General features: G+C 60.3%; 14 protein-coding genes and 5 tRNA genes. 12 read left to right on the top strand and 7 right to left on the bottom strand.

Features of this window, described 5'->3' with window-relative positions; genetic code table 11:
• Positions 1-232 precede the first annotated feature (232 nt).
• On the bottom strand, positions 233-1444 hold the full coding sequence (locus tag CAF78_RS10735) for a pyridoxal phosphate-dependent aminotransferase (RefSeq protein WP_085675507.1): 1212 nt from the start codon (positions 1442-1444) through the stop codon (positions 233-235).
• 165 nt (positions 1445-1609) lie between these two features.
• On the opposite strand from CAF78_RS10735, the gene msrB reads away from it, so the two are divergent.
• Together msrB and CAF78_RS10725 are read left to right on the top strand one after the other, a co-directional pair.
• Complete coding sequence (gene msrB / locus CAF78_RS10730; protein WP_085675508.1) at positions 1610-2011, top strand: peptide-methionine (R)-S-oxide reductase MsrB; 402 nt, start codon at positions 1610-1612, stop codon at positions 2009-2011.
• A gap of 1 nt (position 2012) precedes the next feature.
• Positions 2013-2501, top strand: a complete 489-nt coding sequence (locus CAF78_RS10725; protein WP_085675509.1) for a glutathione peroxidase — start codon at positions 2013-2015, stop codon at positions 2499-2501.
• Here the strand turns inward: CAF78_RS10725 and CAF78_RS10720 are convergent.
• A complete protein-coding gene (locus CAF78_RS10720; protein WP_085675510.1) occupies positions 2491-4845 on the bottom strand; it encodes a response regulator in 2355 nt (784 codons plus the stop codon). The two genes, CAF78_RS10725 and CAF78_RS10720, sit on opposite strands and share 11 nt — an antisense overlap.
• Before the next feature lie 76 nt (positions 4846-4921).
• Between CAF78_RS10720 and CAF78_RS10715 the strand changes: the two genes are divergently transcribed.
• Positions 4922-5809, top strand: a complete 888-nt coding sequence (locus CAF78_RS10715; protein WP_085675511.1) for an ATP-binding protein — start codon at positions 4922-4924, stop codon at positions 5807-5809.
• Between the two features lie 2 nt (positions 5810-5811).
• On the top strand, positions 5812-6294 hold the full coding sequence (locus CAF78_RS10710) for a GAF domain-containing protein (RefSeq protein ID WP_085675512.1): 483 nt from the start codon (positions 5812-5814) through the stop codon (positions 6292-6294).
• Positions 6295-6423: 129 nt separating this feature from the next.
• On the opposite strand, the gene CAF78_RS10705 is transcribed toward CAF78_RS10710, so the two are convergent.
• A complete protein-coding gene (locus tag CAF78_RS10705) occupies positions 6424-7191 on the bottom strand; it encodes a hypothetical protein (protein ID WP_085675513.1) in 768 nt (255 codons plus the stop codon).
• Positions 7192-7528: 337 nt separating this feature from the next.
• On the opposite strand from CAF78_RS10705, the gene CAF78_RS10700 reads away from it, so the two are divergent.
• The 5 genes from CAF78_RS10700 to CAF78_RS10680 all read left to right on the top strand — a co-directional run bounded on the left by CAF78_RS10700 (position 7529) and on the right by CAF78_RS10680 (position 8091).
• Positions 7529-7604 (top strand) — tRNA-Glu (locus CAF78_RS10700).
• Positions 7605-7606: 2 nt separating this feature from the next.
• Positions 7607-7682 (top strand) — tRNA-Gly (locus CAF78_RS10695).
• 92 nt (positions 7683-7774) lie between these two features.
• Positions 7775-7850 (top strand) — tRNA-Glu (locus tag CAF78_RS10690).
• Positions 7851-7853: 3 nt separating this feature from the next.
• Positions 7854-7929, top strand: a tRNA-Gly gene (locus tag CAF78_RS10685).
• 86 nt (positions 7930-8015) lie between these two features.
• A tRNA-Gly gene (locus CAF78_RS10680) sits at positions 8016-8091 on the top strand.
• A 50-nt stretch (positions 8092-8141) separates the two neighbouring features.
• Here CAF78_RS10680 and CAF78_RS10675 read toward each other — a convergent pair.
• From CAF78_RS10675 to CAF78_RS10660, 4 genes are all read right to left on the bottom strand, one after another.
• Entirely contained in the window at positions 8142-9662 is a 1521-nt protein-coding gene (locus tag CAF78_RS10675; protein WP_256573865.1) for a hypothetical protein, read from the bottom strand.
• A 64-nt stretch (positions 9663-9726) separates the two neighbouring features.
• Positions 9727-11880 (bottom strand): autotransporter outer membrane beta-barrel domain-containing protein, encoded by a 2154-nt coding sequence (locus CAF78_RS10670; RefSeq protein WP_085675514.1) that lies wholly within the window; start codon positions 11878-11880, stop codon positions 9727-9729.
• 237 nt (positions 11881-12117) lie between these two features.
• Complete coding sequence (locus tag CAF78_RS10665) at positions 12118-14133, bottom strand: hypothetical protein (protein ID WP_143515036.1); 2016 nt, start codon at positions 14131-14133, stop codon at positions 12118-12120.
• A gap of 55 nt (positions 14134-14188) precedes the next feature.
• Positions 14189-19123, bottom strand: a complete 4935-nt coding sequence (locus CAF78_RS10660; protein ID WP_085675516.1) for an RHS repeat-associated core domain-containing protein — start codon at positions 19121-19123, stop codon at positions 14189-14191.
• Between the two features lie 223 nt (positions 19124-19346).
• Here CAF78_RS10660 and CAF78_RS10655 point away from each other — a divergent pair, with 223 nt between their 5' ends.
• The 3 genes from CAF78_RS10655 to CAF78_RS10645 are packed head-to-tail and all read left to right on the top strand — an operon-like array spanning position 19347 to position 26152.
• Entirely contained in the window at positions 19347-21155 is a 1809-nt protein-coding gene (locus CAF78_RS10655) for a hypothetical protein (RefSeq protein WP_085675517.1), read from the top strand.
• A gap of 27 nt (positions 21156-21182) precedes the next feature.
• Positions 21183-23663 (top strand): hypothetical protein, encoded by a 2481-nt coding sequence (locus CAF78_RS10650; RefSeq protein WP_085675518.1) that lies wholly within the window; start codon positions 21183-21185, stop codon positions 23661-23663.
• Between the two features lie 59 nt (positions 23664-23722).
• Positions 23723-26152 (top strand): hypothetical protein, encoded by a 2430-nt coding sequence (locus tag CAF78_RS10645; protein WP_085675519.1) that lies wholly within the window; start codon positions 23723-23725, stop codon positions 26150-26152.

Here is a 26152-nt window from a genome sequence, read left to right as displayed (position 1 = left end):
TCCTGACGGATGAGTTGTTGCTTACTGCGGGGTATATAAGGTGCCGGTCGCACAGATTCAATCGGGCGACTATTTCAAACTGTGTACGGCGGAGTATGGCAGAGGATTTTGCGCGGGCTGTGAGATAGAGCGTTGCAGGATGTAAGAAACATTCTGTGAGACTGCAGGGGGCTGCTTGTAGGAGCGGCCTTGTGTCGCGAAAGGGGCGCAAAGCGCCCCCCAGGGCCTTCAATTACTGCGAATAAGTCCGCAGGAAGTTGCCAATCCGCCCAATCGCCGCTTCCAGGTCATCCACTCGCGGCAAGGTCACCACGCGGAAGTGGTCCGGCCACGGCCAGTTGAACGCGGTGCCCTGAACAATCAGCAGCTTCTCCGACAGCAGCAGGTCGAGGGCGAACTTCTCGTCGTTGAGGATCGGGCAGACCTTCGGGTCGATCCGCGGGAAGGCATACAGCGCGCCCATCGGTTTCACGCAGCTGACGCCCGGGATCTCGTTGAGCAGCTCGTAGGTGCGGTTGCGCTGTTCCAGCAGGCGGCCCGGCGGCAGCACCAGGTCGTTGATGCTCTGGTAGCCGCCCAGCGCGGTCTGGATGGCGTGCTGGGCCGGCACGTTGGCACACAGGCGCATGTTGGCCAGCATGTCGATGCCTTCGATGTAGCTCTGGGCATGGTGCTTGGGCCCGGAGATGATCAGCCAGCCGGAACGGAAGCCGGCCACCCGGTACGACTTGGACAGGCCGTTGAAGGTCAGGCACAGCAGGTCCGGGGCCAGCGAGGCGGTGCTGATGTGCACGGCTTCGTCGTAGAGGATCTTGTCGTAGATCTCGTCGGAGAACACCACCAGGTTGTGCTGGCGCGCCAGCTCCAGCATGCCCAGCAGCAGCTCTTTGGAGTACACCGCGCCGGTCGGGTTGTTCGGGTTGATGATCACCAGGGCCTTGGTGTTCGGGGTGATCTTGGCCTTGATGTCCTCAAGGTCCGGGAACCAGTCGGCCTGCTCGTCGCACAGGTAGTGCACCGGCTTGCCGCCAGCCAGGCTCACGGCGGCGGTCCACAGCGGGTAGTCGGGGGCCGGGATCAGCACTTCGTCGCCGTTGTTGAGCAGCGCCTGCATCGACATCACGATCAGCTCGGAAACGCCGTTGCCGAGGTAGATGTCCTCGATGGTGACGCCTTCGATTTCCTTTTGCTGGCAGTACTGCATCACCGCCTTGCGTGCGCTGAACAGGCCCTTGGAGTCGCTGTAGCCCTGGGCGGTGGGCAGGTTGCGGATCACATCCTGGAGGATTTCGTCTGGCGCTTCGAAGCCAAACGGCGCCGGGTTGCCGATGTTCAGCTTGAGGATGCGGTGGCCTTCCTCTTCCAGACGTTTGGCGTGCTTGAGCACCGGGCCGCGAATGTCGTAGCAGACATTGGCGAGCTTGTTCGATTTGCTGAACTGCATGATGTGATCCCGATTGAGAATACGCTGCCCTTGTTCGAAAGGTTTGAAAGGGCAGGAAGCGGGTGCCAGACTTGAGGCCTTGCACACGAAGCCAACTAATATACGTGCCACCCGCGTTACGGAAAAGACGGCGCGAGGTGAAATTCAGCCTGCCGAGGTTCACTTATGCAAAAGATCGACAAGACACTTGAAGAATGGCGCGAAATGCTCGACCCCGCCCAGTATCAGGTGTGCCGCCTCAAGGGCACCGAACGGCCGTTCAGCGGCAAGTACAACAGCGAGCGCCGTGCCGGCGTGTACCACTGCATCTGCTGTGACCTGGCGCTGTTCGACTCGCAGACCAAGTTCGATTCCGGCTGCGGCTGGCCGAGCTTCTATGCGCCGATCGAGGCGAGCGCGATGATCGAGATCCGCGACACCTCCCACGGCATGATCCGTACCGAAGTAACCTGCGCCCAGTGCGACGCCCACCTGGGCCATGTGTTCCCCGACGGCCCGCCGCCGACGGGCCTGCGCTACTGCATCAACTCGGTGTGCCTGGACTTCAAACCCCGCGACGGAGCCTGAAATGGCCGGATCGATGCTGGACATCCCCTGCGTGACCCTGGGCGGCGAGCAGAAAAAGCTCGGCGACTTTCCCGGCAAGGCGCTGCTGGTGGTCAACACCGCCAGCCAGTGTGGCTTTACCCCGCAGTACAAGGGCCTGGAGCAGCTGTGGCGGGACTACCGCGAGCGCGGCCTGGTGGTGCTGGGCTTCCCTTGCAACCAGTTCGGCAAGCAGGAGCCGGGTGATGCGCGGGAAATTGCGCAGTTCTGCGAAGCCAACTTCGGCGTGAGTTTCCCGTTGTTCCGCAAGGTCGAGGTCAACGGCCCTGGCGCCCACCCGCTGTTCGTCGAGCTCAAGCAGCGAGCACCAGGCCTGTTCGGCACGCAGAAGATCAAGTGGAACTTCACCAAGTTCCTGGTCGACCCGGCCAGCGGCAAGGTCACCCGCTACGCGCCGAACACCAAGCCCCAAGCGCTGGAAACCGACATCGAGCGCCTGCTCAGCCGCTGAGCGGGACCCAGTGGTCGATCAGCGCCATTAGCTCCTCGCGGCGGAACGGCTTGGCCAGGTAATCGCTCATGCCCGCCGCGCGGCAGCGTTCGCGCTCTTCGGGCATGGCGTTGGCGGTCAGGGCGACGATCGGCAGCTCCGGCCAGCGCCCGCTCTGGCGAATGCGCCGGCTGGCCTCGTAGCCATCCATCACCGGCATGTTGCAGTCCATCAGCACCAGATCGTAGTCTTCCCGCTCCAGCCACTCCAGGGCCTCGACGCCCTGGGTGGCGATCTGCACCTGGCAGCCGAGCTTGGCCAGCATGCCCTTGGCCACCAGTTGGTTCACCGGGTTGTCTTCCACCAGCAGGATGCGCGCGCGGCCCTCGGTGGCCGTGAGCAGCGGGGTGGCCAGCGGGTGCTCCGGGGCATGCCCCTGCAAGGTGCGGCGCAGGGTCTGATACAGCGCGTTGCGTGCCAGCGGCCGGGCCAGTTGGTGCAAGGGCGCCAGTTGCAGCGATTGCTCACCGGGCAAGAAGTTGCCGTAGGCGGTCACCAGCAGGATCGGTGCCTTCAGTGCCGGGCGCAGTTGAAACAGCTGCTCCAGGTCGTCAGTGATCAACAGGTCGATGCTGTTGTCCAGGGCTGCGCGGCTGTCGTGCCGTTGGTAGTCCAGCCCCCAGCCCGGCAGCAGGCCTTGCAGCAGTTCGCTGAGGCCGCTGCCGGCGTCGCTGAGGGCGACGACCTTGCCCTGCAGGGCGGCTGGTGCAATGGCCTCGGTATGGGTGGTCAATGGCAGCTCGGCGCTGAAGCGGCTGCCAAAGCCTGGCTCGGACTGAATGCGCAGTTGCCCCTGCATGGCCTTGCACAGGTTGCGGGTCAGGGCCAACCCCAGCCCGGTGCCGCCGTATTGGCGAGTGATGCCGGCGCCTGCCTGGGTGAACGGCTGGAAAATCCGCGCCTGGGCCGCTTCGGGAATGCCGATGCCGGTGTCGCGCACTTCCAGGCGCACACCGCCGACGATGCGCACCAGGCGCACGTCGACGCGGCCGAAGCGGGTGAACTTGAGGGCATTGGACAGCAGGTTGCTGACCACCTGGCGCACCCGCGTGGGGTCGCCGAGTACCGAACTGGGGAAGTCGCTGGCGATCAGGCAGGTCAGCTCGACGTTTTGCGCGGCATTCTGCGATAGCAGGTTGGCGGTGTCCTCGACCATGGCGCCCATATCGAAGGGGATGCGCTCCAGTTCCAGCTGCCCGGCATCGAACTTGGACAGGTCGAGAATATCGTTGAGCAATTCCACCAGCACCTTGCCCGAGTCGTGGGCGATCGACAGCTGCTGGCGCTGCTCCCCGGCCAGCGGGCTGTCCAGGGCCAGGGCGATCATGCCGAGCATGCCGTTGAGCGGGGTGCGGATCTCGTGGCTCATGTTGGCCAGGAAGGCGGCGCGCGCCTGGGCCATGTCGAGGGCGCGCTGACGGGCTTCTTCCAGCTCCTGGTTGGACTGGCTGAGGCGGCTGTTGCTGGCCTTGAGCTCTTCGGTGCGGGCCGAAACGATGTCTTCCAGCTCGTTGAGGTAGTGCGTCAGGCGGTTTTCCGCAGTGCGCCGCTGCTGGATTTCGGTGGCCATGCTGACGAACTGCTGGTTGGCGACCCTGACCAGCACGCCGATCTCGTCGAGTTCGTGGCCGGGCGGGCAATCTACCCGGGTTTGCCTGGGCTGGCGCGGGTCGCGGCCGGTGAGGGCGCCGATCACCGTCACCAGTGGCTTGGTCAGCATCATGTAGAACAACGCCAGCAGAATGCCGGTGAGCACCAGGCTGCGGGCGAAGCCGTTGAGCAGGGTGACCCCGGCACGGTCGAGGAAGCGCCCGCCGAAGGCGTAGGTGTCGACGTCCAGGTACAACGTGCCGAGGTATTCCTCGGGCATGTGGGTCAGGTACAGGCGTTCCTTGAACTGGCGCTTCTCGCCGAACAGAAAGTCGCTCAGTGGCCGGTAGCGGTCCTGCAGGCGTGGGCGCTCGACATCGGCCAGCACCGTCTCATTGTTGTCGATCAGCCGTGCACGGATCACCGCCGGCGACTGCAGCAGGCCGCGGGTCAGCTCCAGCGCCAGCTCCGAATCGATGTTGTAGGCGATGCGCGAGGCCGGATTGTGGCTGATTTGCAGCAACGCCTGCACTTCGCGGTTGATGGATGCGTCTTCGCTGGCATAATCGATGCCGATCTGGATGAGACTGAGCAATGTTCCCAGGATGAAGCCGACCAGGACTGTCAACCGGGCTTGCTTGTATGACAGGCGATTGGTGAACTTGATATCCATGGGTCCCGAGCCGGTTTCACGTCCCTTGCGCTGCGCAAGCATAGCCGATCAGCCCCGGCTGCTGGCGGGCCTGTCACACATTCAGCTTTAAATCTCACCTGTCTTGCTAGGAGTCGTCATGGACGCTCGCTTGATTGCTTTCCTGGACCGCGCCGAATCGGTGCTGGCACGCCTCGAACCGCTGTTGCCGGCGCCCCGCCCGGACATCGACTGGGGCACCACCCTGGCCGCGCGCTGGCAGCGCGATGGCCGCACGGGCTACCTGATGCCGCTGGAAGTCAGCCTGGACATCCGCCTGACCGACCTGATCGGGGTCGACAAGCAACGTGATCAGCTGGGCCGCAACACCCACCAGTTCATCAACGGCTTGCCGGCCAACCACGCCTTGCTGTGGGGCTCGCGCGGCACCGGCAAATCATCGCTGGTGCGCGCCCTGCTGGCCGAGCACGCCGGCGCCGGGCTGCGCCTTATCGAGATCGAGCGCGACCACCTGGCCGACCTGCCACGCGTCGTCGAGCAACTGCAGAAGCTGGAGCAACGCTTCATCCTGTTCTGCGACGACCTGTCGTTCGAAGCCGGGGAGGGCGATTACCGGGTGCTCAAGAGCGTGCTCGACGGCTCGCTCGAACAAGCGCCAGACAACGTGCTGCTGTACGCCACCTCCAACCGCCGCCACCTGGTGCCGGAGAAGGAAAGCGACAACGAGAACTGGAAGCGCGTCGACGGTGAACTGCACCCCAGCGAAGCGGTGGAAGACAAGATTGCCTTGTCTGACCGGTTCGGCTTGTGGCTGTCGTTCTACCCGTTCACCCAGGAGCATTTCCTCAACGTGGTCGAGCACTGGATCGGCCAGTTGGCGCGCCCCGCCGACCTGGCCTGGCAGCGTACCGAAGAACTCGACATCCTCGCCGTGCGCTGGGCCACCGGCCGCGGCAACCGTAATGGCCGTTGTGCCTATCAGTTCGCCCGCTACTGGGTCGGGCTGCAATTGCTGGAGCAAAAGTAAACATGATCGACCTCAATGCCAGTGGCGCTGGCCTCGACGGCTACAACCTGCTGGCGGCGCAAGTGCAGGCGCTGTTTGCCGACGAACGCGACTTCATCGCCAACGCCGCGCAGTTTTCGGCATTTCTCTACAACCAGGTGGACGACCTGAACTGGGCGGGCTTCTACTTCAACCGCAACGAAGAGCTGGTGCTCGGCCCGTTCCAGGGCCAGGTGGCCTGCGTGCGCATTCCGTTCAGCAAGGGCGTGTGCGGCGCGGCGGCGGCCACCCGGCAGACCCAGCGGGTCGAGGATGTGCATGCGTTCCCGGGGCATATCGCTTGCGACAGCGCGTCCAACAGCGAGCTGGTGATTCCGCTGGTGAAGGCTGGGCGGTTGATTGGCGTGCTGGACCTGGACAGCCCGAAGCTGGCGCGTTTCAGTGAGGCGGATCAGGTGGGGCTGGAAAGGTTGGCAGCGATCTTCCTGGAATTGACCGACTGCTGAAGCCTGTGCTGCCTGTACCGGCCTCTTCGCGGGCAAGCCCGCTCCCACAGGTACATCACTGACTTCAAGGGCAGTGTTAGCCCTGTGGGAGCGGGCTTGCCCGCGAAGAGGCCGATACAGGTTTCAGGGTCAGTCGTAGATCACCCGCTTTTTCCAGGTCTCTTCCTCATCGGTCTTGAGCCCCTCGGTCAATTCGTTCTGCTCGTTCTCCGCCGGCTCCATCTTGTCCAGCACCTGGGCATTGGCCCGCGCCAGCAGTTTCTCCAGATAGGTCAACTGCTCTTCATACACTTTCGGTTCCGGCTGCTTGCGCAGGTATTGCACGCCGCGCTCGAAGGCCAGCCGTGCCTGGCCGGGCTGTTCCTGCTGCAGCGCCTGCTGGCCAAGGTTGTTGAAGAACTCGATATGCAGCAGCACCAGGATATGGCGGATCTCCTTGACCCACTGCTTGCCTTCGCTGGTCGATAGCACGTTCTCCTGGGTGGCCTTGACGATCTGGGTGTGCAACGCTTCGAGCAGGAAGCGCACATCCTTGGCCTTGACCTCGGTCTGGATCGGGCAGGGCGGGTTGTTCACCGGGATCCGCTCGCCCTGGCCGATCAGCCCCTCGAGTTCGGCGATGCGCGCCTTGAGTTCGGCGCTGTGCTTGTCCAGTGCCAGGCGCCGCTGGTTAAGGCTCAGCTCCAGGCGGGCCAGCACCAGCTTCAACGCCGGGGTCATGAACTGGCCGGGGAACGTCTCGGTGATTTCGCCACAGCGGCGGACCCGGTCGGCCAGGTCGATCTTCAGTCGTGCGCGTTCGAGCTTGCTGTTTTCGACCACGTTGTTGAGGTAGCCGATCACGATCAGCAACGCGATACCCGCCACGATGAGCAGAGTGATCAGAAGTGGTGTCACCGTTAACGCCTCATCAAGAAGTTTTGCTTAATAGAGTGTAGTGGTAGCGGCCGCTGCCGCGAAGGGACCGGCGTGGCCACCTTGCTGCACTTTGTCGGCTGACCGCCGCATTCCTCAAGTGATGGCACTTTGCGACGACTGTGTCAGAAAATCAACGCCAATCCTTCGGCGGGCCTTGGCGGCGCCTTCTATATGGACCGAAGTCATTGATTTAAATAAATTTATAGAAAGGGGTTGACGCCTGTTCGAAGCCTCCATAGAATGCGCGCCACTTGCAGCGTAAAGCACACAGCGAAACGCGGCAGGGAGTGAAAGCAGGCAGTAATGCCAGCAGCGTGTCCCCTTCGTCTAGTGGCCTAGGACACCGCCCTTTCACGGCGGTAACAGGGGTTCGAGTCCCCTAGGGGACGCCAATGCGGGAATAGCTCAGTTGGTAGAGCACGACCTTGCCAAGGTCGGGGTCGCGAGTTCGAGTCTCGTTTCCCGCTCCAAATTCTCCGGCAACGCTTAACGGCGCGGCAGGAAATAAAAATCCAGTCTGGATCGTGAGGTTCAGGTCCTGGTGCACTGAAAAGTGTTGTGTGTCCCCTTCGTCTAGTGGCCTAGGACACCGCCCTTTCACGGCGGTAACAGGGGTTCGAGTCCCCTAGGGGACGCCAAATGCGGGAATAGCTCAGTTGGTAGAGCACGACCTTGCCAAGGTCGGGGTCGCGAGTTCGAGTCTCGTTTCCCGCTCCAGTTTAAGTACTGTGGCGTCTATGCGGTGCAGTGGTGGTGAAGGTCGTCAACGCGCTTCACGCCGATTAGCGGTAAAGCTTCAAATTGCGGGAATAGCTCAGTTGGTAGAGCACGACCTTGCCAAGGTCGGGGTCGCGAGTTCGAGTCTCGTTTCCCGCTCCAAATACAAAAAAACGCCACTCTTCGAGTGGCGTTTTTTTTTTGGGTTCGCCTCAAGCCTCGTCTATCAGCTGGGCGGCTACATCCGGGAATTTCAGCCAACTCACCTTGTCGTCGAACGACACCTCCACGAATACCTGGAATTGGTATTTGAGAGCCAGTTTCACCAGGTCGGTCTTGCTGACAGTACCTAGCGTAATGATGCCGGCCTCGGTGGTCACCGGCAATTCTGTGGCAATCGGCAGCCTGATTTCGCGCCCGATGTTGCCTCGCTCCACCCCTAGAATCCAGGCGTTGATGAACTGCGATGTATGCCGGAATGACCAGTCACCGAGGGTAAAGCTGGCGCTATTGCCTAGGTAGCGCAGGTTCAGCGCACCATCGCGGATACTGATGCTCTGTACGATTGGCAGGCCTTCGATTCTTCGGACCGTGACAAAGTGCGAGGGCGATGGCGGCACGTCAGGTTTGTTGATCTGGTAATACAACTCGACCCGGTTATCCATGTGCGGCGGTACATGCATGCGAGGGATCAGGTATTCACGCGCACCTGGCGATGTAGGTGTGCTGGTGGAATAACCGCCGAGGGTACCTGGTTCCCCCCAGTGCACGGTGACTGTTTCTCCGGGTCTGATGTCTGCATCCTTCGGTATGACAAATGTGACGCCGTTGGCTGCCTTGGCTGGATCCAGGGTGCTGAAGTAATCACTGCCGGTCGCTTCCTTGATGCGGGGCGGGGGCAGCTCGCGCGGTGGCGGGGACGGGTCTGAAAGCAGCGAACGCGCCAAGGCCCGCTGAGGTGCCGTACCGGCCCGATCCTGCACTTCATAACGGGCGAAGCGAGTACCGTTGCCAGACTGGCGAATGAAGACGCCTGGAAAGTCCAGCTCCAGCGGTTTGCTGCTACTTTGTGTACCCAGGATTTCGATGTGGTCTTTGGTCAGCTTGATCATGCCGACCATCTGCTCCCCGACCGGGTCGTCGCTCCAGTACCACTTTACACTGTCGCCTGGCTCGGCACCGAGGAAGGGCGGTACTGTGGCTGTAACCTTGTCGTCATTGGCCTTCAGGTAGTCCTCGGTCACCCCTTCACGAATGATGGACTCGGGAAATTGCAGCTTGTCATCACCGGGTGCGAGCAGTGGTGGGGTCTTGTCGATGTAGATCGTCAGCGGCCGCGACTGGGAGAGATCGCCCTTGTAGTCGCACAACTCGTAATGCAGTTTGTGCTGGCCCTCGATCATGAAGCGGACAGGTGCGAGGATGAACAGATCTTCAGGCTGGATTGGCTTGTTGAAAGGCTTGGTATCGACCTTCTCATCCTTCCAGTACAGCGTCACGTATTCAATACCCAGCTCCGGGGGGGCCGGGTGCGCCCACTCAGGGAACTCGACGCGCAATGGCTTGTAGGTGGCGATGAAATCTACGACATTGCTCGGCGCTCCCTCTACATCGGGCACCAGGTCCGGTACGGTTGGAGGAACGAGCAGCGCGGTATCCGTGGCCGGTGAAGGCGCTGTGGTCGACGCATTGCTGGAGTCTGTGATTTCCTGGGTGGTTCTTTTACGAGTCATCGGCCTTCTCCGAGCCTGACATTGAGACGAAAAAGGGAAGGCGCTGTGGCCTTCCCTCAAGTGTTCACCAGTTGTAACGCACCCCGAGATTGACGCCCCAGGGCTGTTCGATCTTGTCGCCGTGGCTGTAATCGAGGTCGGCATGCGCTTGCCATTGGTCTGCCCAGGACAGCGCCAGGCCCACACCGACCTCTGCGCGTGTACCGGACAGGTCGTTCGCGAAGCGGTTGCCGTTAACCTTCACCTGGTTATCGTTGACCCATTCATGCACGGCCGCGACGCGCAGGTAGGGCTGGAGGGTGCGCCCGTCCGCAGCGCTGAAGGTGCGCCCTGTGGTGGCGCCGAGCTTGCCCAGCAGTGAGCGTGTGCGTTCGCCCTCGGTACGCATGCCGTTGTCCAGGCTGTAGTCCTTGCCCTGGACCACCAGCCCCGAGAGCTGGGCAAATGGCTCGAGGAAGTATCCGTCGGTCAGGCTCAGATGCCGGCCGACTTCCAGCGACACCCCCAGCCCATGGCTGGTGGAGTCACCCTCTGTCTTCTTGCCGTCGCTCAGGCGTACGTCAACGCTGTTCTCGAAGCGATTGAGCCGCGCCGTGGCGTCGAAGTAGTAACCGCTTTCGGCCTCGAACCAGCTGGTATAGGCACCGACGTGGTAGCTGTCGACGGTTGCGGAGGAGCCGCGGACAAGGTTCAGGTCGGATGTGCTGATGCCTGCCGTTACCCCGACCAGCCAGTTGCCATCACCGGCTGACAGCGGGGTATCGGCGCCGAATGACAAACCTTGCTGTCGTTGCTGGTAGGCCACGCCAGCGCTGGCCGCGACATTGTATTTACTGCCGAAGGTGCGCACCCAGGCACCCGAGTTGGCCGGGTTGCGCCGCACTTCACCCATGCGGCTGCGCAAGGTGCCGAGTTCGCCGTACCAGATGGTTGGGGCTGCATTGGCCAGGGCCATGACCGATTGCGTACCCGGGCTGGCCACTCGAGTGGTCAGGTCGAGGAACCAGTCGTTGTCGCCTTTGCGCACCAGGTCATAGGAATAGGCACCGAGGTCGACTGGCCCGCCTTGCAGTGCGAACTGCGCGTCGCCGCCACCGATGTGCACCATGTGCAGGCTGCTGTCCGCGTGCGGGTCGCGGCCACTGCTGTTGATCAGCAAGGTATGGTTGCCGCTGGCGCTCCCCGTCACGTCCAGTTTGTCCGATTGGCCACTGCTGAAGTCAGCTTCCATCACGAACGTGCCGTTGCCCGCCAGGCTGTCCACCGAAAGGGTAAAGAAATCGTTCGGCTGGCCAAAGCGCACCGAGCCGCCATCCAGGCTCAATGCGCCGACTTTGGCATCGCCGACCATCACCCATTGCGCATTGCTGTCGATGCCCAGGTGGGTGACGTTCTCCAGCCGGCCTTTGAGGGTGGCGGCGTTTTCGAGCTGAACTGAGGCACTGCCACCTTCGGCGACGACAATGTCACCCTCCAGGTGGCTGTCATTTACCCGCAGGGTCGCGTCGGCGCTGTGCGCAACGTTGAGCAGCACGCCATTGCCAGCGCTCAGGGTCGAGCGGTTGAGCACATCGATGTGCGCGGTAGCCGGGCGGATGGCGCCGATGCCCACGACGATTGCCGATCCGTTCACCCCCTCCACGTGGCTGTTGTCCAGCACCAGCGTGGCGTTGCCGGAAGGGTCGCTGCCTTCACGCAGGCGTACGCCGTTCTCGCTACCGCTGATGGTGGAGCCTTCGCGGGCTATCAGCGTGCCATTGGCCAACTCGGCGCCGAGGCCCGTTGCGCCAGTACCACGCAGTTCACTGCGTTGCAGTTCGAGCGTACTGTCGTTGACCAGGGCGCCTTGGCGTGCGCCGCTTATGTTGCTGTCCACTGCCAGTGCCTGGGAGCGTGTGCCCGAGAGGGTATCTGCTGTCAGGCTCAGGCCGCGGGACTCGCTCACCACGCTGGTGCGCTCCAGCGTGGCAACGGCACCGCGCAGGCCAAGGCCGTTGGCATTGTTCTGGGCGTCGATTCGGCTATCGCTGAACGTGACAGTGGCACCTGTCTCTGCGGACACCTGCAACGCCTTCGCGCCATTGGCGGTCAATGTGGCGGGGCCTATGACGCGGTAGCTGTCGAGCGCGCTGCCGGCATCGATCAGGGTGTCCTTGGTAACGTTGGTCTGGGCCCAGGCCGAAGTTGCCAGCAGCAGCGGGCTCAGTTTGCCCAACATGGACAGGTGCCGAAGAGAATAGAAGGTTGATCGCGGGTGGCTAGACATGGAATTTCCTTGTAGATAGGGCTGCGTATGTAAGATCCATCTCTCCTTTTTGTAGGGGGATCTTTCAAGTCGTCAGCTTATGTGCGCCACTTCACGATGAATGTAGGGATTACCCTACAAATAACATGGATAAGTCCTACGTTATGCGGTGGCAGCGGCCCGCTTTCCAAAGGCCGCTGCCAGCGGCGGTCAGGGTCGGGTCAAATCGCAAGTGTTTCCTGTGCCGTTGTCACCGATGCTGACTTTGTTTTCCGCCGGTGCCGATACCAGTCCTTTGCCGGGGAAGCTGTACTTCACCCGGCCGCGTGCCGCCAGCGGTGACTGGGCATAGATCGGCAGAATATGGTCGGCGTACGGCTGAATTTTCCAGACGAAGCCGTCGTCGATCATTTCCTGGTTCAGAGTCAGCGTTTCCCGCTTGTCCACGGCGATCGGGACTTCACCGCTAAGCCCTTCGACGACGGTCCATTCGAGCGTGATCTCGTTGCCAGGGACGAGGTTGTACTGGGCACTGGCCGGGATCCTGATCCTGAATGCAGGAGCTGCCGTGCTGTCGTCCGGGTCCCACAAGGATGAGCAACCTAGCCAGCCTTTGGAGGTCAGCCCCTCGAACTCCCCGGCATCCGGGGTAATCGTGACCGCGTCGGCATCGACGTACTGGCGTTCTGACTCTTGTTCATTGAGCGCGTCGGCTTCGGCGCGCACGGTGTAGTGCACGGGCAGCCTCGGGTTGTTCCCTGCCGCAAGGATGTACTTCCAGAGGATCGTGACGACCTTGGGCGCACCTGTTACCCGGTCGACCACCCAGGTGGCCTCTTCAACCAAGGTGCCATTCCAGTAGAAGTCCACGACATGCCCGAGCTCGATGCGCTCGTACAGGGCAAAACTTAGCGTCGCGTCCTTACCGGCGTCAGCCCGCACCAGTTTGTTGCTCTGTCCCGAGTCGCTGGTGATCTCGGGTGCGTTCAAACCGGGGTTGATAGGCGTCGGCCATTCGAGATCCTCTTCGGGGCGTTCGGGGCCTACGTAGGAAAAATCGACGTTTATGTCATCATCTACCGGGCCATAGGGCACTTCGCCGCGCAAGATTCGATAGCTGACGTTGGTGACTTCGATACCTGTGCTGGTGCCGTATTCTTTTCGCAGTACCTCGGGGGGAACCGGGACGCTGATAGGGAAGGGGCGTGAGCCCACAGGCTCAGGGCGCAACACGGAGCCGGCCGAGGTTGCGCTCTTCCACGTGACCTCGATGGTGTCGCGCATGCCGCGGTTCTTGTACTCCCTAATGTCCACCGTGACGCCGCATTGCGCATCCTTGAGGTCCAGTATGCCGTCCAGGGCCAGAAAGACTTCTGGTGGCTGCAGATCTTCCGGTTCGTCGCCGAGCACTACGTCGACCGAGCCTGGGTAGGCCATGCGGCTTTTGTTGGTCGCTTTATCGAACTCGAAGAAGGTGACGAAGAAACGGCCATCGCCCTTTTCCCGTACCTTTTCGACCGAGATTATCACCTTGCGGTCGGCGGGAACGGGGCCCTCGGCCACCGGCGTGCCGAACTCGCTCTGTTCTTCTGGCCATTTCTCGAGGTAGTACAACTTGAACGTATCGCCAGGCTGCTCATCCGCTCGCGGCGGCAATATGACTTCAATACCACCTGGGTGTGAGGCCAGATAGGATTCGTTGATATGGCCCGGGGGCAGCTGTACTGGATCCGGAACGACCTGTTCACCCCACGGCGGGATACTGTCACAGATCAGCTTGATGGCAGCCGACCAGGACTCCGAGCCCAGATAATCGATGTGCTTGTAGCGGATCCATAACTCACCATTGACGGGGATGTCACGCTGGGGGAATGACAGCAGAATAGGGAAATCGCCCGGCAAGATCGGCGCGTCATACTGCTCCAGGGGGCCGATGTCCTTGAAAGAGCCGTCGGCACCGGTCAGGGAAAACTCCAGTTGCAGTTCTTCCCAACCCAATTCGGGGTCGTCCGGAAGAATCGGCCATGGTGGAATGCGGACTTCAAGAGCTTGAGTCAAGGCATCTCGGTGTAGTGTGCCATCTGAGGGATCGACGATGCCTTTGACATCGGGGGCGTTGAGGCTCTTTGGGGATGGCTGCAAGTTGGCTGTTTTTGATTTCAGATAGCGCTTGCGGGCTTCTTCAGCTTTGCTGCGGCTGTCTGAAAGCGGTGCTGAGTCTTTCATGTTGGGTCCTCGCAGTACAAAAATATTTTGTTGTGGCAAATGTGAGAATTAAAACCTATGTTCTTGAGGGGGGATTTCTATGCCCTATGCGCTTCAAGAATTTCCAATTTTTCACGTTTGACATCCATAGAGGTTTTGAGTTAGGTAGAGGAGGAATTCCGTTATTAGAAGCGCTATTTGCAGCAACTTTAAATACTGAGCTGGATGAATAAGCGCCAACTTTTGTAGCCGTTTTCAGTGCACTTGCTGCATATGTCAGACCGCCGCCAGTGAGGCCCACGGCAGCCGCTGTATAGTTCAAGATCATGCCGATGTTGCTCCGCGTCTCATGCCCTGAAAGAACCCCCTCGGTTTGTACTGCCGTACCGCCGACTGACAACGTGGCCGAGATGATCGCGGTCCCAAGCTTGATACTGGTGATCAAACTGCCCGCTACTACCGCAGCGGAGACTGCCGCTGTCGCTGCCGCAGCTGCCGCAACGCTTGGTGCGGCGGCTGCCGCGCCCGCACCTATTCCGATGGCTACCCCTGAGGTTCCTACCACGGCGGCTGCTACCGCGGAGGAAGCTCCCGTCCAGGCGGCGGCTACCGCCGGCGCCGCCGCTCCGTACGTCAGCACAATCGCCGCTACCGAGGCGATGGCCGCGAAAACAAAACCGATACCCATGCCGATCCAGCCAACTACGCCGAGCTCCACGCGCGGCGAGATCCGATGCCGCTCAAGCTCGTGCCGCGACTGGCTGGTACCGCTGTAACCGGTGCTGTAATGCCCGGTAGGGTCGCGGAAGGTCACCGGGTTGCCCTGGCAATAGCCGTAATAGTTCAGCCCCCCTTCGCCGAACGGGCTCAGCGAGTCCGGGCTGTGGAAACGCATCAGCACGGGGTTGTAGACGCGATAGCCGTTGCCCAGCAGGTACCAGCCGCTGTCCGGGTCAAGCGCCTCGCCGTTGTAGCCCAGCGCGGCAAGTGTGGGGTCGTCGCTGTGGTCTTCGCCGTAGGCCGTGTAGCGTATGGCCCGCGTGCTACCGGCCTGGCTCTCGGCAATCACGCTGTGGCTGGCACTGGTGTGCAGCAGCAACGGTGAGTGCGCGCCGCTGCCGCTTTGCTGCACACCCAGCGGTTGCTCGCCGTGGTGCAGGTACAGTGTCTGCACGCCGTCACGCACGGCCCGGCGTAAACGTTCACCGTCATGCAGCAGCAGCGTGCGTTTGCCGGCGTCGTGGCGACTGACCAGCAGGCCATGGCCGTCATAGCCGTAGGTATCGGGCTGGCCCGTAGCGTTCAGGCCCAGCAACTGGTTCTGGCTGTCATAGCGGACCGGGCGGCCACGCTCGTCGCGGGTCAGGTTGCCATTGGCGTCGTAGCTGAAATCAGGATCGGGCGCGGCACGCGCAGGTGTGTACTTGATGCGCTGCAGCTGGCAGGGGTCGCGCTCTGCATGAATGAACTCGGCCCTTTCCGGGCGGGGCACGTTGCTGAAACTGGTAAGCGTGGTCAGGATGTTGTTGAAGGCATCGAAGGTGAACACCTGTGATTCGATGCTCCGGTCCAGCGCATCGCGGGGCAGGTCCGGCCCCTTGCAGGTGTGCCGGACCAGGCGGGCATGGGTGTCGTAACCAAAGCCTTCCTCAAGGCGCAAAACCCCCGCGACATGCAGCGTGCGGCTGAGCATCAGGTCATCCGCGCCCCAGGCTGACTCCTGGACTCGATCTGGCTGACCGCTCTGGCTCCAGGTGCGCTTGGTTTCGCGATCGTGATCATCGTATTCGATCGTCGTTTCCAGCTTATAGTCGCCGGCCCGATCGTGGCTGGTGATCACTTGCACGCGGCCTAGCTCGTCGTATTCGAAGACAGCCTTCAACTGGCCCTGCTGAGTGGATTCCAGGTGACCGTTCGGGTAGTACTCGTGCGTGGTCGTTACACCATTGTCTTCCGTTGTACTTTTCAGCCGGTCTTGCAAGGTGTTGACTAATTCCCTGCTCCAGGACTTGCCTGTGTGCACGTCATCCCAATGTTCTTCAATCAGCTGGTTGGCGAGGTTGTATCCGAAACGTCGTTTGCCTTGCCCGTTGTCGCTGCTTAGCAAACGAGCACTGGTGGCATGGTAGTCGAATCGGGCGTGGTCTTCGGGCGCATTGTTGCTGGTCGGCATCGCGGTGAGCTGCAGGTTGTAGTCCAGCTCGATGGTCTCGCCAGCAGGGGTAATGTGTTGGCGTGGCATGCTTTCGCCTTCACGGAACACGAAATGTTCGGTCCGCCCCCCCACGGTAGTACCGACCAGTCGGTCCAGCCCATCGTGGTACTGCGCGCCAATCTCGCGAGCGGGTAACAAGGCGTTCGCCGGAGTGACCACCAGGCTGGCGGGCAACTCTTCGGTGGAGTGCTCGGCATAGGTACGGGTGAGCCGGGTATTGTTCGGCTGGCGGGTGACCAGCATTCGGCCCCATGGGTCGTAGGTAAAGGTTGTGGTGTGGTTGCGTTCGTCCGTTTCGCTCAGGGCGTGCCCGAGGCCGTCATAGCTGTACCTGCGCTCACCGAGCAGCTCGCCGAAGGCATCCAGGCGCTTGCGCCGCACGGGCTTGTTGAACCGGTTCAGCCAGGTTTCGGTCTTGCCGCTGATCGCACGCGCCACCTGGGTTACCCGGGTTTCGACACCCTTGCGGGTCTTTGTCCGGGTACGTGATTGCACCTTGCCGCCTTCGCGCCAGGTGTAACGGATGGCGCCTTTGTGAGCGGCATTCCCGATAGGGTCGAGCACGTCGTGTTGTTCAACACCATCCGGGCCAATCGTGCAGCATTGTTCACCCCAGTCGTCATACCTCAGGTGGTTGGTCAGGGTCAGGAACTTGCTACCTTGCAGCCAGTCGGTAGCGGTCTCTCGGACCCGGTTGCCAAAAGCGTCGTACTCAAGGGCCATGACTTCGAAAAAACTGCCCGGTCGGGAGGGGTGGACGTTGTCCCGTTGCTCGAGGACTGGCCTGCCCAGGCCGTCCAGTACCGTCTCGGTGGTAATGCCGCGCGCGTTGGTCACGCGATGCCGGGCGATGTCTCCATCACGCGCACACAGTTCATAGGCGTAACGCCTGCCAGCCTCGAAGTCGCTGCCGGGCGATACCCGCTCACGGGTAACCCGGCGCAGGGCATCGTATTCCCGGTAGGTCTGCGCGCCGTTTTCATCGGTTTCGAACACCGTCTCACCGACCAGTAGCGAACGCATTTCAGCGGTTGTGCGCCGCGTGCCGTCATAACCGATGAGGGTAGTGCGGGTTTCCAGAACCGGGTGTTTGCCAAGCGGCTCGACCATCGCCTTGAACTGAAACTGGGTGGTGGTTTCCAGCTTGTTGCGTTTGACCGTTTGTTGGTAGCAGCGTCCATGCAGCAGGCTGGCGAAGGGCGCATCGATGTAGTTGCTCACGGTTTGTGCGAGCACCTCTGCCGGGTTGGCTTCGTCAACCAGTGTCTCGGTGTGCTCGACAACCATTGGGTTGAGCGTGATGGTAGTACCCGCCAGCGGCCTCAACGCACGATAGTGGTAGTGATAGGTGAGGGTGTGGGCTGGCCCGTCTGCGTCAAAGGACGGGGTGGTGGTCCGGCTCTTGAGGTGCCGGACGAAACCATTGGCATCACCCGGGTAGCCATCTTCAGGGTCCATGCCGTACCAGGTATTGGTCTCGGTCACGCCGCTGGCGAGTTTGCGCCAAATGATATTGCCATGGGTGTCGTATTGGGTCTCTACGGTTTCCAGGCGGCTGCGGGTAATGTCGTTGGCCAACGACCAGCGCACCTGCTCCAGGATCGGCATCTGCAGGGTTGGCGCTTGCTCGTCGAACGAGCCTGGCCTGAGGTTGTAGGTGGTATTGACTTCATGAACGCAATTGTTCTGTACGGTCCTGGTGGCGGTCAGCAGGTGGAAGCGGTTGAAGGTACGGGTGACGACCTGCAGTGGGTTGGTGTCTGCCCCCGATAAGGTTTCGACGGTCTGGTACTCGTAGTCGCCGGAGTACCTGTAGAGGTTGTCCAGCCCGTCGTCACTCCAGCCAATACCACTGCCAAAGCCCAGGAAATTATGCGAGCCCGGATAGTAATAGGCTCGCTGAAAGGTGGGTTGTCCCTGGCCTGGCTCGGTGATGTGGCGGGTGACACGGGGCAAGGCCAGGGGGCGGCTGGTGCCTGGAAACTGATGCCCGCCATCTTGATAAAGCAGGTGTTCCCGTGCGCCGGTAGGGGTCTCGACCTTGGTCAGGCACAAATGATCGAGCACCAGCCTGTATTCCAGGCGCCAGCTTGCCTGCTCGGCAGTTGGCAGAACGATTGAATCGACCCAGTCGGTGTTGATCAGCTTCATCACATGGCGAGCGACGGGCTGGCCGTCGTCGCCCTGGTAAGGCCGCTCGCGCAACTCGATGCGGCCATCCTTGCGTTCGATTTCCAGAAGGATCTGCCCGCTGTCATCGGTGATCGAACTGAGCATCATGTATGCCGGGTTGAAGGGCTGGTACGCGAGGCTGACCTTATGCCCTGTCTCCGAATAGATCTCTACCGGCAGTGCGATGCGCCCCGTCATGCTGCCCATTTCTTCAAGAATTTCCACAACGCCAGAACGGTGTACCACCCGATAGCGCGCATTGCCGCCGGGCCCGGCGGGTTCGCGATACAGATGAAAGTGCGCAAGCCGCTGCTCGCGCATTTGCAGGCGGTTGCCGAAGCTGCCGGTGACCTTGAAGGTTTCACCGGTATAGGTGGTGATGACCTGGTTGTGTGCAGTCAACTGGGTCAGTGACAGGTTCCACCCTCTGCCCCAACCAGAGTCGCTGTTGTTGAGCGGGTTGAAGTTGAGGCTGAGTTCTGGGTCGGGGCCCTGGAAATTATTGGCATTCAACGCTGGAAGTTTGACTGACAACGTGTATTGGCCCGTGCGCGTATCCACACCGTTCTCCATGAAACTCATGAAGTTAAGGGCGTTGGAGTGAACTGAAGGTTCTGAACTCATGAGGGGGTGTCTCGCTGTGCATGAGGAATGAACAAAGCCGTTTCATTGCGCTCGGGTCGTACAGGGTTGGTACAGGGCAGCGCAACGGCTGCGATATGGGTCGACAGTAGATGAACTTGCGTGGGCTGGCACCTAGCAGTTTTGCCAGGTGTCGACCGACAGGGCGGGTGCTATATCTAGCTCAACTTGCCAATTGGCCGTGATTTGCAACGGAGACGCATTAATGGAAATGCCAGAGGTCGAGCACCTTGATGAGCGGAGCAACTCAGTCAACTTGGATAAACTAGGCCTGGAAGCGCTGTCGACGTGGATCAACTACCCCGGTATCGCTGTGGGCCATTACATAGATGTCAACTGGCGGGGGTGTCGGGCAGATAATTCGGTCGATGATATTATTGGCATTCGCCAAGTCCTTCGCGTGGATCCCCTCAAGGGCTGGATGTTTCCAGTATCAAACGACCGGATCATGGCCTTACGCGGAGGGCAAGTCTTTTACTCGTACATGCAAGTAACGTTATCAGGCGACCCGCTGAGCGAGGAGTCCAAACGTCGGGCCTTCTATGTCCAGCGGCCGGACGCTGGCCAGTTGTCACTCGCTGTCGCCCATCTTCAGGACGCCCACGAGTGTGTAATTGATGCCAGTGAGCTGAACACTGAAGGCGTGCTGTTGGCAACAGCGCCTTATGCGGCCATGAGCACGGGTGATGAGTTTACCCTGACCTGGACGCCCTTCTATGACGAGTTTTCAGAAGGCACGCCGATTCAGCAGAACCATGTGGTCGAGGAACGTGACATCGGCCAGCCACTGTTGTGGCACCTGGAATATAGCGATGTATACAACTATCTGTATGGCTACGGGTTGTTGCAGTACTCCATCACGTTCGCCAATGGCGCTTCCATTCAATCACCCGTGCAGCGCTTCGATATTGTCTGGCCCGAAGCTACCGACCCGCCACGTGCGCCACTGTTGCGGGCACCCAATATTGACGGGTTTACGGGTGGCGCCCTGGACCCCGATGACGAGGCCTATAAGGACGGGGTGTGGTTGGAACTGGAAGTTGACCCGGACTTGCAGGTGGGCGATTCACTGATGCTCTACGCAGTGGGCCCTGAAGTGACATTGCGAGGTGTGCGCGCAGATGTCAGCTCCCTGGACGGCGGGCGGATTGCCGTGCGGTTGGAACGCGCGTGGCTGCAGAGTGACGAGAACCGCGGCAAGCAGGTCGCTTTCAGCTATGAGTTCGCGCGGCAAGGTGTGCAGAAGCGCTCTGAGGTGCTCACTGTGATATTGCAACGCAAACTGCACCTTCCTCTGCCGGTGATTAAACATGCAGTGCAAGAGCCCGGTGACGAATCTCACCAGGGCACGGTCCACCCCCGCAACTTGAACAATGGTGCTGAAGTAAGAATTCCAGCGGATGCAGAACTCGGCGAGGGAGAGCTGCCGGCGCCGCAGGTCTACATGCACTGGGAGGGGCACGGCAGTACAGGGAGCGCCATTGTGCCACAGCCTGTTTCTGGCGACCGGCGCTTGTTCAAAATGCCGCGATCGGCAATGGCTGCCAACTTGGGCAGGCGGATTAAAGTGTATTACACGCTGACGCGTCTCGGTGAGGCGCCTCGGGAATCGGAAAAGTTCGACCTGCAGGTGGCCGATTTTGATGCTGAAAGCTACCCCCCTATTCAGATTGAAGGCGTCGAAAATCAGACATTGTCGTTGAGCAAAGTGCCAAAGCAAGGCGCCAGCTGCACGCTGGGAAGTTGGAGTTTCATGGCAGAAGGTCAGCGACTCGGCATCGTGGCCGAGGGTACGCCGAAACCCGGTAAACCTGCCACGCATGTTCTACGTCCGCGCACGGCGCAGGTGACTGAAGATGAGTATTACGCGGGTGGTATTGAAGCGCTACTTCCCAAAGCGTTTCTCGCTGGCCTGGATTTGAACGGTAAGCTGAGGGTGACACCGTCTCTTAGTTTCGATGATGGCGAGACGTGGCGGGACTTCCGCTCTCCAGATATAGATCTGGATGACTGAGAACATAATTTCATTTGGAGGTGACGTATGTCGAACAATTCAAAGTCCGCGCTGTTGGCGTGGTTAGCGTCCGGCGATCGAATGCTGAACTGTGATAATATTTTTGCCATCAGCAAGAACAAACTCAACGCCTTGTTGACCCAAATTTACATTAGCCGATTTAATACTGATTCCTACCTGGACCCGGTCAATGGCGAAACGCCTGCGGATAACGGCTATAAAGTTTATATGCACAACTTTATTCTGGATCACCCGCGCCTGTCATTTGACAACGCCGACATTGACAGCTCACGGGCCAGTCTGCGCATGAAGATTGTGGGTGGTAACCAGGTGGGTTTGAAGCAGGTCGGCGCCCATTGGTACCCCCAGCGGATTGATCGGATCGAACCCCTGGTGGGCCCGGAGTTGCGCCTGCGGCTCAAGATGACAGACGTGCCAGGTTATGTGAGTGCGGATGCAAACCTGATCCTCGATTTGCGTAACAGTGATGATTTCGTCTTGACCTTCTCCGATTCCAGACGTATTCAGGAACTGGGAGGCGACTTTTTCAAGACATTGTTCAAGGCGTTGCCCGAATCGAAACGAATCTGGTCGCTGGGGCGTATCGAGCACGGTGATGATGAACTGCTTCGACCCGAGTCGTTCCTACTGTTTACTCAGCGCAATCCTGCAGTCAAGCAATCGCCGATGGAAGACGGTGATGAGGAGGTTGACGGCGCGATACTGGGATTGGTCAACATGGTTGCAGGCATCGGCAAGCCTGATACCCCAGGGCCGGAATACCGCTACTTGATTCCTGATGACAGTGACCATTATTCGGCGAGTGTTTTTTTTGAGCGCATGCGCGTCGCGCTTGCGACCGTGATTAGAAACCTTCCGCGTGACATTTTCCAAAATGTCGAGTTCAAGATTGAGCGGACACCAGGCGGTGGGCTATCGGCAATCGCAACAGCGGGGAAATTGGCCTACCAGTCAGAGGTCATCACAGAGAGTTATCAGAACGAAACCGAGGACGGAAGCGTTCACTGTGAAGCTGAAACTCTGATGATTACAGATGAGGTACCCATCGCAGGACGATTGACAATCAATGCAATGGCAGATCGCGTCACGCTGAAACTGGCGGTTGATTCGCATGAGGTTTTCACGCGGGTGCAAAGTTACAGGGAGCTCAGCTACGCACCGGCCCCTTGGATAAACCCAAAATTTTTACTCGGAATCTGGAAATGTAAAACCAGTTTAAATATCAATGGCGAGTGGCGGGTAAATAATATAAATGGCGCCAAGTTGGAATTGTCCAGCTTTGATGCACGCTCAGGAATGATCAAGGACCCTGAACGGCTCTTTTCATTTGACCCTGAGTCGTCGGGTAGTCCGTTGGATCTGGGGCATTTTTTCTTTGCTGTGCTACTCGCCTACAGTGGCCAAGTTAGTCTTTTCAAATCCAATGCTTTTGGGCCGATCAGGGCCGCGCTCGCCAAAGATCTTCCAAGCGAGCTACGTTTGGATGAGGTGGTCGAGAACACCATCAAGCTGAACTTCGGCGGCGCAATATTGAGCCGCGAGCAGCACATGCCCCGTGACATCGTGTGTTTCGGCCATGTCGACCCACGGTCGACCACGTTCACCGTGACACCGCTGGAAAAAGAACTGCTCCACGGCCAAAAGTTGCAGCTTGCGTGCGTTCCTCCGCAATCCGGTGTGGAGTGGTCGGTCGAGTCGGCTGATGGCGCGGCAGATGCGGGCCATTTTGACCAGAACACCCACGGCTTGTATCTGGCGCCGGGCAGCACCGCAATCAAGGGTGAATTCACTCGCGTTCGGGTTACCGCCACTAATCCGTACACCGGGTTTTACAATTCCGCCCTGCTCACCGTGCTCAAGAACGGCCTCCAGTGCAGCCCTTTGCTGGAGGTGTGTCAATCGGGTGACGAGGGGATCAGTCTGAAGGGCGATCACATAGCGGGTGCTGAACTGCATTGGCGCATTCTGGGATCAAAACACTTTGGCGAGTTGCCTGGTAAGACGGGTAAGACCAACACCTATGTACCTTACAAAAAAAAGGAAGGGGAAGAGGACAAGGACCTGGAAGGCAAATCGTTCCTGATCGAGGAGGTAGAGGTTAGCAACAGCCTGACCGATGAGCGTCGAACGCTGTGTATCGTCACTCAAATGACCGAAAAACGCCCCGCCGACGTGCTGGTGGACAAGCGCGATGACACGTTGGGCAGAGTCTGGCTATCGATCAGTGCGGGGGGGCAGGCCGGCGTCAGTGAGCTGACAGTCGAGCATGGCCCGGGCCGCACCGGCAAAGACCAGGACGGCAAATGGTACTACCAGGCAAATGCCGAGAGTTCCGCACATTTCTGCGTGGTCCGCGCCTTCTGGGAGCCCCTCCCGGGTTTCCCCTTCAACTTCGAGGGTTTCATCGTGTTGCCGCTCCCGCTCGGTGCACACGTCAACGCTTATCAGACTCTGGAACAGTCTGCACAACGTGTACTGCGCCGCTAACGGTGCAGCATTCACATGCACGAATGCTGTCCAGCACATCAATGGAACAGGGCTAAATCATGGCTACCAATTATCTGTCGGTCATCACGGCTTGGATGAAGCAGCAACCGAGTCATCTGAACTGGGACTTCACATTTGCCACACGTCCCGACCAACTGAACCACCTGGTCGAGCAGGCCCACTACACGCAGGAAGATAGCGTCCGGGACGATATCGAAGGCGAGATCGTCCTGCCGGGTTCCGGCGTCACTCACATCCTCACGGGCTACCGCATGGGGCCACCACTACTGGTGGCCACGGAGCCAGGGCATGCCTCGGCAAAGGTCCAGCAACGTATCACCCTGGACGGTGGTACGCACTTGGTCGTGGACAAGGCAGACGGCCTGCTCGGTCTGGCGGTGCATGATGCGCTGGACCCGTTGCCAGTGTCGCAGGCATTGGTGCTTGACACAGATGCCCATGGCGTCAGGGCAGACCTGCGCGAAGGCACTGATACCGAACTCGATCTGGGCGGCAGCCTACCCCAGCGCCTGGCCGCCGGGCGCTTCTTCAAGGATGTGCTCAGCGGGCTGGGCAGTGCCCGGCAAGTCTATCCGTTGGTGACGTTCAGGCCACTGCCCCTCAACTCTTACCTGCAAGTGCGGCGTACTGAAGTGCGCACTCATGTCAGCAAAGCCAACGGCAATCCCGCGTTAGTCATATTCGCAGGCGTACACAGCGGGCCGACGGGCAACTTCCCTGGCGAGGACTCCGGGTACCCTTTTCTGCTACCTGACGACCTGGAACAACCGGTCAGTAGCAGTGTGTTGTTGAGTTCGCGCTTCCTGCACCGGGCCGCCTACGGAGTCGGCCTTGAGCATATGCTTGAAGGTGGGGCGTTCGACGCCACGTACGACACCGACAACAATCTGCAGCGCCTGGATGCCAAGGCTGGCCTGCTGCGTGTGCACCCCAGCACCTACGAAGGCAACGGTCATGAATTCAAATGTGATGGGTTCGACATTGCCGTGGCCGGTGCGCCGCTTGCTGCCGATACCAACCCGCGTATCGCCAGCCAGCATGGCCAGGGATGTTGCTGCTGCACGTCAGCCTTGAGCAATGCTCAGGGCCAGGAATCTCAGGCCGATTTCCAATCGCCTCTGAGCATCTCGTTCGAGCGTGATGAAGTGCGTCAGCACTGGAAGTCCTATTGCACCCTGTCTCTGAGCTACAGACCTAAGTCGGGGGGAGCCTGGCTGACGCACGCGGCGACCTTCCAGTTCGACCTGCAAACCCTGTTCTACCTGAATGAACCGACATCATCCGAGGAAAGCGCTGGCGGCATGCTGCTCGGGCAAGTGATGTGGCCATGGCAACAGGCAGCCGAAGTGACCGCCGTCAGCGGCCTGCCGAACGACATGCCAGCCGAGCTGCGCGATGAGACCTGCGCGTTTGTCGCATACGTGATCAAGCAGGCGGTGCTGGAAGGCCTGGCCAAGCAGCTGACTGCGTTGATTCCGGAGCAAGTACTGGACGGCGTTACGCTGGCAGGGGGGCACCGCCTCGCGCCTTTCCGGCTCGAAATGCCCGATGGTTTGGCCTTGTTTGCCAGCCACCGCGGCGCTGCAGGTTTTCGTCTCGTCGATCCGCACCTGAAACTGGCCCCTGCGCAGCGGCACACCTTTACCGTCGATCCGCCGCTGGAAGAGGTGACATGGTCGTTGCGGGAGCTTCCTGGAAGCGTCGGCGACCTTGGCCGGCTCGATCCCGCTACCGGTGAATATCGTGCTCCTCCAGCGCATGCCATGGGGGACGAACCGATGCGAGTCATGGTCGTCGCCACTCACTCGAAGACCGGTTCGCACAGCACCACGCTGGTCACCGTGCAGCCCTCTGCAATGACGGTCAACCCGCTGGTTCAGGTGTGCTACGTCAATGACACTTTTCCCCTGACGGCCGGCACCCTGGACGGCACCCTGGAGTGGACGGTGGCTGATGCAGACGAAGATGGGCGCGGTTCGGTAGTGCCTGACGCGAGTGGCAAGCGTTGCAGCTACAGCACAGGTGCCCAGGTGGAAGGCAACCAGACCTATGTGCTCGACGAAGTGCGGGTGCGCAACACGCTGACAGACGAGATGCGCTCGATCTACGTGCTGGTGCGCCAGCGCGGCCCGGAAATGACGGTGACGCTTACCCGGCAGCAAGACGGCAAGTGGCAGTTGCAGGGGCGCGCCTATGGTAAAGACCTGGAGGGCGTGGAGTGGACGCTACCGATAGCGGGTACCGGCACGCTCGATGGCGAAAACGACGACTGCTACACCCCGCCCTCTGATGATTCCAATGCACGTTTCGCCCTGATCCTCGGCAAATGGGTGCTACCGGATACCGAGTTCATTTTCGAAGGCCACCTGCTGCTGCAGCTGCCTTTGTCCCTGCATTTCACAGCCATGCGGCGCGCGGCCAATCCGGCAGGCCTGCGCGTTGCCCCTTCACCATCGATTGGAGGTTGA

This window comes from Pseudomonas sp. R28(2017), assembly GCF_002112505.1.
Classification (GTDB): Bacteria; Pseudomonadota; Gammaproteobacteria; order Pseudomonadales; family Pseudomonadaceae; genus Aquipseudomonas.
Note: the sequence above shows the minus strand (reverse complement) of the source record. Positions and strands in the feature narration are given on the sequence as shown.